Origin of the sequence: Streptomyces sp. NPDC048416, from assembly GCF_043200435.1 — a bacterium.
Lineage (GTDB): Bacteria > Actinomycetota > Actinomycetes > Streptomycetales > Streptomycetaceae > Streptomyces.
This window is the reverse complement of sequence record NZ_JBICXU010000005.1, coordinates 380896-395135: the sequence shown is the minus strand read 5'-3', so window position 1 is coordinate 395135 and position 14240 is coordinate 380896. Positions and strand designations below refer to the sequence as shown.

Sequence of the window (14240 nt, the reverse complement as noted above, 5' to 3'; positions counted from 1 at the left end):
TGGAAGAGGGGGTGCCGGGACAGCGACCGCTCGGGGTTGACGACCTCGACAAGCCGCTCGAACGGCACATCCTGGTTGGCATACGCCGCCAGGTCGCCCTCACGGACCCGCGCGATGAGCTCCGCGACCTTCGGATCACCCGACACATCGGTGCGCAGAACCAACGTGTTGATGAAGAACCCGATCAGACGATCCAGCGCTTCGTCGGTACGACCGGCCACCGCCGTACCCAGCACAATGTCCTCACCCGCACCCAGCCGGCTCAGGAGCATCGCCAACGCGCTCTGCACCACCATGAACACACTCGCCTGCGAACCCCGCGCCAGAGCCGCGACACCCTGGTACAGCTCGGCGTCGATGCTGAAGGTGACGGCGTCACCCCGATAGGTGGAGACCGCGGGACGGGAACGGTCCACCGGCAACGCCAGCTCCTGCGGAGCACCGGCCAACTGCTCACTCCAGTACGCCAGTTGAGCGGCAATCGCACTGTCCGGATCGTCCTCCGAACCCAGCACATCACGCTGCCACAACGTGTAATCCGCATACTGCACGGCCAACGGCTCCCACTGCGGAGCCCGCCCACCGGCCCGCGCCGCATACGCCACCGAGAAGTCACCCGCCAACGGAGCAACCGACCAGCCATCACCAGCAATGTGATGCAGCACAAACAGCAACACGAACTCATCGCCGGGGAGGTCGAAGAGGACCGTGCGCAGCAGGGCGTCGACCGACAAGTCGAAGCCGCGGCCGGCCTCGGCGGACAGGCCGGTCAACAGCCCGTCCTCGTCGACCTGGATCACCGGCACATCCATCCGGACGTCGGCCAGGACCTGGCACGGCTCACCGTCGGCGGTCTGCGAGAAGACCGTCCGCAGGCTTTCGTGGCGGGCCACCACGTCGTCCAGGGCGGCGCGGACCACCTCGGGATCGACGGCGCCGGTCAGACGCAGCGCGCCAGGAATGTTGTACGCGGACGACTCGGGCTCCATCCGGTTCAGGAACCACAGACGACGCTGCGCGAACGACAACGGAACCACCTCGGGCCGCTCCACCGCCCTCAACGCTTTGCGCGCACCAGGCGAGCCCGACACCCGCAACGCCAACTCCGCCACCGTCGGCGCCTCGAACAACGCCCGAATCGCCACCTCCGTACCGAACGACGACCTCACCCGCGACACCAACCGCGTCGCCAACAACGAATGACCACCCAGTTCGAAGAAGTTGTCATCCACCCCCACACTCGCCACACCCAACACCTCGGCAAACAGACCACACAGAATCTCCTCCTGCGCAGACCGCACCGCCCGGCCCCCACCCGCACCACCAAACTCCGGAACCGGCAAAGCCCGCCGATCCAGCTTCCCATTCGGCGTCAACGGCAACGCATCCAACACCACCACAGCCGCCGGCACCATATAACCCGGAAGCGAACGACCCGCAAACGCACGAACCGCACCCCCATCCAGACCCGCCACACCAGCCACACCCGGCGACCCCACCACATAGGCAACCAGCCGACGGTCACCCGGACGATCCTCACGAACCATCACCACCACCTGACCCACCCCAGGACACCCAGCAAGCGCCGACTCCACCTCACCCAACTCAATACGGAAACCACGCACCTTCACCTGATCATCAACCCGGCCCACAAACACCAGATTGCCATCAGGCAACCACTTCACCAGATCCCCAGTCCGATACATCCGCTCACCCGCACCACCGAACGGACACGCCACAAAACGCTCCGCCGTCAAACCAGAACGACCCCAATACCCACGCGCCAACCCAGCACCAGCCACATACAACTCACCCACCACACCCACCGCCACCGGCGACAACCCACCATCCAGCACGTAGACCCGTGCGTTGGACTGGGGGCGGCCGATCGGCACCATGCCGTCGGGCAGCACCTGGCCGGGTTCGATGCGGAATTCGGTGCAGTTGACCGTGGACTCCGTCGGACCGTAGACGTTGCTGACGACCGCGTCGGGGTGCTGCTCACGCCACGTGCGCAGCGTCTCGCTGCGCAGGGCTTCGCCGCCGAGCAACAGGTGCCCGGCCGGCGAGTAGCCCGCGGGCTGGTTCTCAAGGAGCGGCAGGTGACTGGGCGTTGCCTTGAGGAAAGTGGTGGGCGTCTCGGCGAGGAGGGCAGCAGTCTGCTCGTCCTCGTCCTCCACGCTGGCCAGGACGATCCGGCCGCCGGAGACCAGCGGCGTGTAGAGAGCGGTCACGGTCAGGTCGAACGCGACCGGGGAGTGGACCAGGGCGACGCCTTCGGCGGCGGGGTAGGCCTGTCGGGTGTAGGAGAGATAGTCCACGACGCTGCGGTGCGCGACGACGACGCCCTTGGGGCGGCCGGTCGATCCCGACGTGTAGATGACGTACGCGGGGTGGTCGACGCGCAGCGGCTCACGCCGCTCACCGTCCACCACATCCGCATCCGACTGTGCCGCGACCACACCAGCCACCGCCGGATCATCCAGCACCACAACAGGCGTCCCACCCACATCACCCACATCCACACCGGCCAACGTCAACACCACCACCGGCGCCGCATCCGCCACCATGAACGCCATACGCTCAGCCGGATAACCCGGATCCACCGGCACATACGCACCACCAGCCTTCACCACAGCCAGCAACGCCACCACCAAATCCACCGAACGCGGCATCACCACCGCAACAAACGACTCCGGACCCACACCCCGACCCACCAACAACCGAGCCAAACGATTGACCCGACCGTTCAACTCCCCATACGACAACTCCACACCACCAACAACCACCGCCACCGCACCCGACGACACACCCACCTGCCGCTCGAACAACACCGGCAACGTCGACGGCACCACACCCACACCCGTCTCATTCCACTCCACCAACACCCGACGACGCTCCACCTCCCCCAGCACATCAATACTGCTCACCCGAGCCGCCGGATCCGCCACCATCGCCTCAAGCACCCGCAACAACCGCCGCCCCAACCCCTCAACCGTCGAACGGTCGAACAGGTCAAGACTGAATTGCAGATGTCCATTCAGAGCCACGGGACCATCTGCGCCACGGACCTCCGAGAAGGTCCACGCCAGGTCGTACTTGGTCGAGGTGGACTCGACCGCTTCCATGACGCTGCGCACGCCGGGCAGGTCGATGGTCGCTTCGGGGACGTTCTGGAAGACCAGCATCGTCTGGAAGAGGGGGTGCCGGGACAGCGACCGCTCGGGGTTGACGACCTCGACAAGCCGCTCGAACGGCACATCCTGGTTGGCATACGCCGCCAGGTCACCCTCACGGACCCGCGCGATGAGCTCCGCGACCTTCGGATCACCCGACACATCGGTGCGCAGAACCAGCGTGTTGATGAAGAACCCGATCAGACGATCCAGCGCCTCATCAGTACGGCCCGCCACCGCCGTACCCAGCACAATGTCCTCACCCGCACCCAGCCGGCTCAGCAGCATCGCCAACGCGCTCTGCACCACCATGAACACACTCGCCTGCGAACCCCGCGCCAGAGCCGCAACACCCTTGTACAGCTCCGGATCCACCGTGAACGTCACAGCGTCCCCGCGGTACGTGGAGACCGCCGGACGGGAACGGTCCACCGGCAACGCCAGCTCCTGCGGAGCTCCGGCCAACTGCTCACGCCAGTACGCCAGTTGAGCGGCAATCGCACTGTCCGGATCGTCCTCCGAACCCAGCACATCACGCTGCCACAACGTGTAATCCGCATACTGCACGGCCAACGGCTCCCACTGCGGAGCCCGCCCCCCGGCCCGCGCCGCATACGCCACCGAGAAGTCACCCGCCAACGGAGCAACCGACCAGCCATCACCAGCGATGTGATGCAGCACAAACAGCAACACGAACTCATCGCCCGGCAGATCGAACAACGTCGCCCGCAGCGGAGCATCCACCGACAGATCGAACCCCCGGCCCGCCTCAGCAGCCAGCGCCCCGATCAGCGAGGAGTCATCGACCGCGACCACCGGCACATCGACATCCACATCGACGACCACCTGGCACGGCTCACCATCCCCGGCCTCCGGGAACACCGTCCGCAGACTCTCATGACGGGACACCACATCCCGCAATGCCGCCCGCACCACATCCGCATCCACCGCACCCGAGAGTCTGAGTGCGCCCGGAATGTTGTACGCCGCCGACTCCGGTTCCATCCGGTTCAGGAACCACAGACGACGCTGCGCGAACGACAACGGAACCACCTCAGGCCGCTCCACCGCCTCCAACGCCTTCCGCGCACCGGGCGAACCCGACACCCGCAACGCCAACTCCGCCACCGTCGGCGCCTCGAACAACGCCCGAATCGCCACCTCCGTACCGAACGACGACCTCACCCGCGACACCAACCGCGTCGCCAACAACGAATGACCACCCAACTCGAAAAAGTTGTCATCCACCCCCACACTCGCCACACCCAACACCTCAGCAAACAGACCACACAGAATCTCCTCCTGCGCAGACCGCACCGCCCGGCCCCCACCCGCACCACCAAACTCCGGAACCGGCAAAGCCCGCCGGTCCAACTTCCCATTCGGCGTCAACGGCAACGCATCCAACACCACCACAGCCGCCGGCACCATATAACCCGGAAGCGAACGACCCGCAAACGCACGAACCGCACCCCCATCCAGACCCGCCACACCAGCCACACCCGGCGACCCCACCACATAAGCGACCAGCCGACGGTCACCCGGACGATCCTCACGAACCATCACCACCACCTGACCCACCCCAGGACACCCGGCAAGCGCCGACTCCACCTCACCCAACTCAATACGGAAACCACGCACCTTCACCTGATCATCAACCCGGCCCACAAACACCAGATTCCCATCAGGCAACCACTTCACCAGATCCCCAGTCCGATACATCCGCTCACCCGCACCACCAAACGGACACGCCACAAAACGCTCAGCCGTCAAACCCGAACGACCCCAATACCCACGCGCCAACCCAGCACCAGCCACATACAACTCACCCACCACACCCACCGCCACCGGCGACAACCCACCATCCAACACAAACACCCGCGTCCCCACCACAGGACGCCCAATCGGCACCACACCCCCACCCACCAACGGATCACTCACCGACACACACACCGTCGACTCCGTCGGACCATACGCATTCACCATCCGCCGACCCACCGACCACCGCTCCACCAGATCGGCGCCGGATGCTTCGCCGCCGACGATGACGGTGCGGAAGTCGGGCAGTCCGGTGGAGGGGACGCCGGCCAGGGCCACGGGAGAGATCAGGGCGTGGGTGATCCGGGCCTGCGCGAGGAGGTCGCCGAGTTCTTCACCGGCCAGCACTCCGGCCGCGGGAACGACGAGGGTCGAGCCCGCCAGCAGGCTCATGCACACTTCGAGGACCGAGGCGTCGAAGCTCGGGGAGGAGAACTGGAGGACGCGGCTCGTGGCGTCCACGTCGAACCGGTCGATCTCGGTGGCCGTCAGGTGGGCGATGCCGTGGTGGGTGACGACGACGCCCTTGGGGCGGCCGGTCGATCCCGACGTGTAGATGACATACGCGGGGTGGTCGACGCGCAGCGGCTCACGCCGCTCACCGTCCACCACATCCGCATCCGACTGTGCCGCGACGACACCAGCGACCGCCGGATCATCCAGCACCACAACAGGCGTCCCACCCACATCGCCCACATCCACACCGGCCAACGTCAACACCACCACCGGCGCCGCATCCGCCACCATGAACGCCATACGCTCAGCCGGATAACCCGGATCCACCGGCACATACGCACCACCAGCCTTCACCACAGCCAGCAACGCCACCACCAGATCCACCGAACGCGGCATCACCACCGCAACAAACGACTCAGGACCCACACCCCGACCCACCAACAACCGAGCCAAACGATTGACCCGACCGTTCAACTCCCCATACGACAACTCCACACCACCAGCAACCACCGCAACCGCGCCCGACGACACATCCACCTGCCGCTCGAACAACACCGGCAACGTCGACGGCACCACACCCACACCCGTCTCATTCCACTCCACCAACACCCGACGACGCTCCACCTCCCCCAGCACATCGATCGCCGAGGTCGGCCGGTCGGCGTCGCGGATCACCGAGGTGATGACCCGTATCAGGCGCTCCGCGATGGTCTCGACCTCGGCGTGTTCCAGCGCTCCCGACTGGTAGTTGAAGCGGAGGGAGAGCTGCGGGCCCGGCGCCATCACCAGGGCGAGCGGGTAGTGCGTGGCGTCGTGCGGGGTGACGTCGTCCAGGTGCAGTTCGGTGCCGGGGATCGCGGACTGGAGGTCGTGCGGGAAGTTCTCGAAGACCACCAGGGAGTCGAACAGCTCACCGATCCCGGCGCTGCGCTGGATGTCGGCGAGGCCCACGTACTGGTGCCGGGCCATCCGCAGGCTCTGCTGCTGGAGGCGTTCCAGCATGGCGAGCACCGGCTCGTGGGGCTGTACGCGGACGCGTACCGGGACGGTGTTGATGAACAGGCCGACCATGGACTCGGCGCCGGGCACCTCGGCGGGCCGGCCCGCCAGTGTGGTGCCGAACAGGACGTCGTCGCGGTCGGTGTGCCGGGACAGCAGGATCGACCAGGCGCCCTGGACCACGGTGTTGGCGGTGAGACCGTGGGAGCGGGCGAACGCGGTGAGCTCGTCGGTGAGTTCGGCCGAGAGCTCCACGACGTGGTTCAGCGGTGTCTTTGCTGCGTCGGCGGGAACGTCCGGGGCGATCAGGGTCGCCTCTTCCACGCCGTCGAGCAGGTCGCTCCAGGCGGCGTGGTGTGCTGCCGTGTCCTCGCGCATCAGCCAGGACAGGTACGTGCGGTGCGGGACGACGGGCGGCAGGCCCCGGCCCTCGGGGTCGGCGTACAGGCTGAACAGGTCCTCGATGAGCAGCGGCATCGACCAGCCGTCGAGCAGGATGTGATGGTTGGTCAGCAGCAGGACGTGGCTGTTCTCGTCCGTCCTGATCAGTGTGAACCGCAGGAGCGGGGGCGCGGCCGGGTCGAAGCGGCGGGCGCGGTCCTCGGCGACCAGTCGCTCCTGCTCCTCGGGCCGGCCGGCGGGGTCGAGGGCGCGCAGGTCGTGTTCGGCGAACTGGAGCGGGACGGTGCGGTGCACGACCTGGACGACGTCGCCGTCGCGCCGGGACCGGAAGCTCGCGCGCAGGCTGGGGTGGCGGGCGAGCAGCTTGGCGGCGGCCTCGCGGAGCGCGGGGACGTCGAGCGGGCCGCTCAGGGAGAGGGCGAACTGCACGGTGTAGACATCGGGCGCGTCGCTCTCGTCGTACTGCGCGTGGAAGAGCAGACCGGCCTGCAGGGGCGAGAGCGGAAGGACGTCTTCGATCCGTGACTGCTTCACTGTGCGATCTCCCATTCGTGGGCCAACTCGTCTTCGAGCGCGTCGAGTTCGTTCTGGCTGAGGGTGTTCAGGGTGAGGTCCGAGGGGGTCTGGACCGAGGCGTCCGACTGCTGCGAGCGAGCGACGAGCGCTTCGACGGAGCGCTGCCAGTGGTCCGCGAGGCGGCCGATCTCGTCCTCGGTGAACAGGGCCTTCGGCCAGCTCCACCGGGTGGTCAGACGGCGTCCTTCGGCCGTGTCGCGCACCATGACGTTGATGTCGAGCTGGTGGGCGGCGGGCATGGCGGGCTCTGTTGTCTCGCCGAGGGGTTCGTCGGGGGCCAGGCCCCAGCTGTGCGGGTCGGATGCGGCGGAGTCGAAACGTCCGAGGTAGTTGAAGGCGACGTCGGGGCCGGGACAGGCGGCGAGTTCGCGGGCCGTGCCCTGGTTGTGGTGGCGCAGCAGGCCGTATCCGATGCCGTCGCCCGGTACCGCGCGCAGCTGTTCCTTGATCTGCTTGACGGCGTGGTCGGCGCCGTCGCCGTCGTGGGCCGCGGCCCGGGCGTCGGCCGGGCCGAGGCTGAGGGTCACCGGGTAGAGCGAGGTGAACCAGCCGACGGTCCTTGACAGGTCGTGCGATGCGCGCAGCGGCACGCGGCCGTGACCTTCGAGGGCCAGCGTGAGTCGTCCTTCCTCACGCCCGTCCGGGCTGCGCCACGCGGACACGGCCATCATGAGGGCGGTCAGCAGGATGTCCGTGACGGCGCCGTTGATCCTGGCGGGCACCGTCGTCAGGAGCGGTTCGGTCGTCGTGGGCGGCAGTGCGGTGTCCAGCGAGGCGAGCCGGGCCACGGTGTCCCGGGCGGGGTCGAGGCGGGAGCCGTCGGGCTTCAGGGGCGCGGGGTGGGCGAGCGTGTCCTTCCAGGCGGCGAGCTCCGCCACCCGCTCGGGCGAGTGTGCTTCGTTGTCGAGCCGGCGGGCCCAGCTGCGGAAGGACGTGCCGCGTGCGCCGAACTGGGGGGCGTGGCCCGCGGCGGCCGCGGCGTGGGCGCTCTGGAGGTCGTCGAGCAGGATCCGCCAGGACACTCCGTCGACGACGAGGTGGTGCAGGATCAGGAGGAGTGTGCCGGGCCGGGTGTTGCCGGCGTCGAACCAGACGGCCTGGAGCATCACGCCGTCGTCCGGACGCAGCCGGGCGGCCGCGTTTTCGCGGTGGGTGGCGATGGTGGCGGCGAGTGCGCGCTGGTTCAGTCCGGCGACGTCTACGACGTCGGCGAGGCCGGCCGACGGTCCGGTGAGGGGTGCGTCGGGGATGTGGAGCCGCCAGGCCGGGGTGCGTTCGAGGCGGGCCCGCAGGACGTCGTGGTGGTCGGTCAGGGCGCGCAGGGCGGTGTCGAGGTGGTCGGCGCGGACCCCGACGGGGGTCTGGATGAGGGCGAACTGGCCGAATCCCTCGATGAGTTCGCCGCGCTCGCGCAGCCATTGCATGATCGGTGTCGCCGGGACGTCCCCGGTCGCCTCCCCGTCGTCCTCGATGTCGGCCTCGGCGGCCGAGGTGTGGGGGGCGAGGGCTTCGACGGTCTTGTGGGCGAAGATGTCCTCGGCGGTCAGGACGAGGCCGTGACGGCGCGCGCGGGAGATGAGCCGCATGGCGACGATGCTGTCGCCGCCGAGGTCGAAGAAGTTGTCGCTGACGCCGACCGTCTCCAGGCCGAGTACGTCGGCGAACGCCCGGCACAGGACGTCCTCGACCTCGTTGCGGGCCGCGGCACCGGTCGCGAGGCCTCCGTAGTCCGGTGCGGGCAGGCCCCGCCGGTCCAGTTTGCCGTTCGCGGTGGTCGGCAGGTCCGGCATGATCACCACGGCGGCGGGGACCATGTACTCCGGCAGCCGGTCGGCGAGCGTACGGCGCAGGCCTGCGGGGTCGGCGCTCGCGCCGGGCCGCAGGGTGGCGTAGCCGACGAGCTGCTTGCCGCTCGGTCCGTCCTCGCGCACGATCACCGCGGCCTGCGTGACGTCGTCGAGCGCGGACAGGGCGGTCTCGATCTCGCCGAGTTCGATGCGGAAGCCGCGGATCTTCACCTGGTCGTCGGAGCGTCCGAGGAAGATCAGGTTTCCGTCGTCGCGCCGGCGCGCCAGGTCGCCGGTGCGGTACATGCGCTCGCCGTGGCGGAACGGGTCGGCGACGAAGCGTTCGCCGGTCAGTGCGGCGCGGTTGAGGTAGCCGCGGGCGAGCTGGACGCCGGAGAGGTAGAGCTCGCCCGGGACACCGGCGGGGACGGGGCGCAGCGCGGCGTCCAGGACGTAGGTGCGGGTGTTCCACACCGGTGCGCCGATCGGCACGCTGTCCTCGTCGGCGTCCGGTGCGCACTGCCAGGCGGTGACGTCGACGGAGGCCTCGGTGGGTCCGTACAGGTTGTGCAGTTCCACGGTGGGGAACGCGGCGAAGAACTGGCGTTGGGTCTCGCGGGGCAGCGCCTCGCCGCTGCACAGGACGCGGCGCAGCGCGGGGAAGCTCTGGGTGAAGGGTGCCCGTGCGAGGAACGCCTGGAGCATGGAGGGGACGAAGTGGAGGGTGGAGATCCGCTGGGTCTCGATGATCTCCGCGAGGTAGGCGGGATCCTTGTGGCCGTCCGGGCGGGCCACGACCAGGGTGGCGCCCTCGACCAGCGGCCAGAAGAATTCCCACACCGACACGTCGAAGCCCGACGGGGTCTTCTGGAGCACCCGGTCCGCGCCGGTGAGGCCGTACCGTCCCTGGGTCCACTGGAGCCTGTTGACGATTCCGGCGTGCGGGACCACGACGCCCTTGGGGCGGCCGGTCGAGCCGGAGGTGTAGATGAGGTAGGCCGGGTGATGTGTGTGGAGCGCGCTCGTGCGGTCCTGGTCGGTGGGGTCCGTGGCGGCGTACCGGGCGAGCTCCGCCACGGTCGCCGGGTCGTCCAGGGCGAGTCGCGGGCCGTCGCAGGCGGGCAGTGCCGTGGCGAGTGCCGCCGTCGTCAGGACCGCCACCGGGCGTGCGTCGTCGAGCAGGTAGGCGATGCGGTCGTGAGGGTGCCCGGGGTCCACGGGGACGTAGGCCGCGCCGGACTTCAAGGTGGCGAGCAGGCTCACCACGAGGTCGACCGAGCGGGACAGCGCCACGGCGACGCGGTCCTCGGGGCCGACGCCGAGCGCGATGAGCCGGTGGGCGAGCCGGTTCGCCCGGGCGTTCAGCTCCCGGTAGGTCAGCGTCTCGTGTGCGAAGACGAGCGCTTCGGCGTCGGGGGTGCGGCTGACCTGGGCCTCGAACTGGGCGGTGAGGGTGGCGAGGTCGCGGCCGGTGGCGTTCCACTCCTCGATGAGGGTGTGGCGTTCGTGCGCGGTCGTCACCTCGATGTCGCCGAGCGGGCGCTCGGGCGAGGACTCGGCGAGCCGGGCGAGCAGGTGCTCGAAGCGGGCGCCGTGGTCTTCGACGTCGCCCGGCCGGTAGATGTCGCCGTTGGCGTGCAGGTCGATGGCGAGGCCGTCGCGTCCGGGGCGGCCGTCGACGACGAAGGTGATGTCGTCGTTGGGTCCGACGGTGAGGCTGTGCGACACCGTCTCGCAGCCGGGTATCGCGAAGTCCGTGTCGAACATGAGGAAGTTGACCTGGGGGCCGACGAGCCGGCGGTCGTCGCTGACGAGCTTCAGCTCGCGCCGCATGTCCTCGTAGCGGTAGCGCTGGTGGCGTACCGCGCCGTGCATGGCGTCGGACGCCGCCTTGACCAGGTCGGCCACGGTGCCCGTGGCCGGCACGGGTATGCGCAGCGGCAGGACGTTGGAGACCATGCCGGGGGTGCGCTTGGCGGCGCCGGCGCGGCGTGCGGCGACGGGCAGGCCGAGGACGATGTCGGTGGTGCCGGTCATCTTCGCCATGTACAGCGCGATGGCGGCGACGGTGACTCCCGGCCAGCTCGACCCGGTCTCGCGGGCCAGTGCGTGCAGGCCGGCGGTGAGGGTGTCGGGGAGGTGACCGGTGCGCCGGAGGAACGAGGACGGCATGGAGGGCTGGGTGCCCGAGAGGCTGGCCGGTTCGGGGCGGTCCGCGAACAGGTCGAGCCAGTACGCCCCGTCGCTCGCGAAGGCGTCCGACGCGCGGTATGCGGCGTCCGCGTCGACGAGTTCGGCCAGGGTCGCGAACTCCCGTCGGGAGGCGGGGACTTGGCCGCCGGTCAGCTCGCGGTAGAGCTCCGCGACCCGGGTGGCGACCAGGCCCCCGCTGAAGCCGTCGAGGACGATGTGGTGGGTGCGGTAGTACCACTGGTGCCGGTCGCCGCCGAGGTCGATGAGCGCGAACAGATACAGCGGGTCGCGGCCGGGATCGGCCGGGGTGCGCGCGTCGGCGAGCATCCACTGAAGGGCGGCCGCCGCCGGGTCCGGCTCGGCGCTGACGTCGACCTGCCGGACCTGCGCGGGCGGCGCGGGATGCACGCGCTGCACCGGCTCGCCGTCCCGCTCGTGGAACGTGGTCCGCAGGGCCTGCGCCTCACCGATGACCCGGTGCAGGGCCTCGACGAACGCGGCCCGGTCGAGCGCCCCCCGAATGTCGATGTATTCGGCGATGATGTAAAGGGCATTGGCCGGGTCCAAGCGCTGAGCGAACCACATGCCACGCTGCGCCGCAGTGAGATCAATGGTTCCAGCAGGCACTGCTGACATTGTCGTTCCCTCCGTTGGGTTTCTCGGCGCCGGTCCGACTCACATGACGTGATGTGCGCCGACGACGATGCTCAGCCACAGTCATCCGAAGTGATCCGGCTTCTTGGACCCGGCCAGGCGGAAACCGCTCAAGGGTTTCCTCGGATACGCGATGTTCGCCATTTCCGGAGTTCCAGCGCCCATTTCGGGCGTCGCCAGAACTCATCCATTCGGCATCAAAGCGAGACTATGTGCTGAGCGTGCGGAGGTCCTGCTCGATTTCAATACTTCAAAACAGCTTGTCGGAGGGGCGGAGCACGGCGAGGGCGTAGCCGATCTCGGCGACCAGCTCCCCCTCGCACCGGCTCTCGCCGCTCATGATGACGCCGGCGGCCGTGTACTGGTCGATGCGTACGGTGTGCCGCAGCGTGTCACCGGGATGGACGCCCCGGTGGAAGGTGATGCCGCGCAGCGCGGCCAGGAGGGGGGCGTCGGTGTCCGTGCGGCCCTCGGCCCGTTCGCGTTCGAGCCACAGCAAAGCGCCGCCCTGGCCCCAGGACTCGATCAGGAGGGACGGCGGGTAGCTCAGGGCGTGCTGTGCGACGCTCGGTCCGAGCCGGGCGTAGCAGGTTTCGCTGCCCGTGATCGCCTTGCTGGTGACGATGACGTCGTAGGGCTCCATGTCCAGCACCCGGTCGACGTGCAGCATGGGGTGGGCGTGCGGGATCCTGCCGCGGATCGCGGCGTGTTCAAGCATCCGTCACCTCCTGGTCCGCGGCGGGGACGATGCGAAAGCTCATGGAGACCTTGGCCGCCCTGGTTTCGCCCTTGCGGCATTCGGCCGTCACGTCGAGGCCGTCCGGTCCCGAGGGCGTGCACGCGCACCGGATGTCCAGGACGTCGCCGGGGCCGAACGCGGCCAGGAAGCGGACCGAGTCGATCCGTGCGGGGACCGCGAAGGAGCCGGTCCCGCGGGTTTCCCACACCAGGTGCAGAACGGCCTGGTAGACGGACTCCAGGAGGAAGGCGCCCGGGTAGATGGTGACGTCGGGGTAGTGGCCCTCCATGTACGGGTCGTCGGCGCGGACGAGCTTGCGCGCCGTGACGTCGCTCGCCGAAAGGACCGTGCAGGAGTCGACGGCCGGAACCGGCGCCGCCCGTGCCCGGCGGCCGGCTTCGACGGCGGCGCCGGGCACGGGGCGCGGGGTGGGTGGGGCGGTCACAGCACGACTCCGCCGTCCACCCGGATGATCTCGCCGGTGATGTAGCCGGCCTTGTCGGAGAGGAGGAAGGAGACGAGGTCGGCGACCTCGTCGGCGCCACCGTAGCGGCGCATCGGAATGCTCTTCAGCGCCTGGGCCCGCACCTTCTCCGACAGCACCTCGGTCATGTCGGTCTCGATGAACCCGGGGGCGACCACGTTGACGCGGATGCCGTAACCGGCCAGCTCCTTGGCGAGGGACACGCTCATGCCCTGGATGCCGGCCTTGGACGCGGAGTAGTTGGTCTGGGTGGCGTTGCCGTCGAGCCCCGCGACGGAGGACATGTTGACGATCGTGCCCTCCTTGCGCTTCATGAACCCGAAGACCACCGCCCGGCAGAAGTTGAACGTGCCGTCGAGGTTGGTGGAGATGACGGCCCGCCAGTCCTGCGGCGGCATCAGCACCATCGGGTTGTCGCGGACGATGCCGGCGGAGTTGACGAGGGCGCGGACCGGTCCGAGCGCCTTCTCGGCGGCGCCGATGAACTCCTGCACGGCGTCGAAGTCGGACACGTCGCACGGCGCGTGGTAGACCTGCACGCCCGCTTCGCGGAGCAGCTTCTCGGTCTCCTCGGCCGCCGCGACGTCACTGCGATAACAGAAGGCGATGTCGCGGCCTTCCTTGGCGAGCTGGACGGCCACCGCGCGTCCGATGCCCCTGGATCCGCCGGTGACGACGGTGCAACCCTGTTCGCTCACTGCTCTCTCTCCTCAGCTGGTGCGGTGCTGCCCGCGCCGGCCACGGCACACCCCGACGGGTGGCTCGCGGCCGGCGGCCGGCCGGTGCGGCTGGTCAGCCGCAGCCGCCCGCGGTGTCGTGGTCCAGGACGCCGACGCGGTCGACGAGTTCGGCCGGGATGCCCGCCAGCGGGTCCTCGCCCCACTCCGCGTCCACCAGCGGGTAGCCGGCGGACCTCTCGTGCGTCACGGGCATGTGCGCGGTGGCAGTACTCATGG

Annotated in this window: 6 protein-coding genes; all 6 read right to left on the bottom strand. The window is 68.9% G+C overall.

The features are described 5' to 3' along the window. The coding region (locus ACGFW5_RS09985; RefSeq protein WP_393833689.1) for an amino acid adenylation domain-containing protein at positions 1-7385 on the bottom strand (7385 nt) is incomplete at its 3' end. Beyond that, on the bottom strand, positions 7382-12034 hold the full coding sequence (locus ACGFW5_RS09980; protein ID WP_393833688.1) for an amino acid adenylation domain-containing protein: 4653 nt from the start codon (positions 12032-12034) through the stop codon (positions 7382-7384). The genes ACGFW5_RS09980 and ACGFW5_RS09985, both read right to left, overlap by 4 nt. A 277-nt stretch (positions 12035-12311) precedes the next feature. Beyond that, positions 12312-12779, bottom strand: coding sequence for a 3-hydroxyacyl-ACP dehydratase FabZ family protein (locus ACGFW5_RS09975; RefSeq protein ID WP_393833687.1), 468 nt, complete (start codon positions 12777-12779; stop codon positions 12312-12314). Next, a complete protein-coding gene (locus ACGFW5_RS09970; protein WP_393833686.1) occupies positions 12772-13245 on the bottom strand; it encodes a 3-hydroxyacyl-ACP dehydratase FabZ family protein in 474 nt (157 codons plus the stop codon). Before ACGFW5_RS09970 ends, ACGFW5_RS09975 begins: the two co-directional genes overlap by 8 nt. Next, the gene (gene fabG / locus ACGFW5_RS09965; RefSeq protein ID WP_393833685.1) at positions 13242-13982 is read right to left on the bottom strand and encodes a 3-oxoacyl-[acyl-carrier-protein] reductase; all 741 of its coding nucleotides are present in this window, start codon (positions 13980-13982) and stop codon (positions 13242-13244) included. The genes ACGFW5_RS09970 and fabG overlap by 4 nt, the downstream gene beginning before the upstream one ends. Before the next feature lie 94 nt (positions 13983-14076). After that, positions 14077-14238 carry a hypothetical protein gene (locus tag ACGFW5_RS09960; RefSeq protein WP_393833684.1) on the bottom strand — a complete coding sequence of 54 codons (162 nt, stop codon included), beginning with the start codon at positions 14236-14238 and terminating at the stop codon, positions 14077-14079. Positions 14239-14240: the final 2 nt, after the last annotated feature.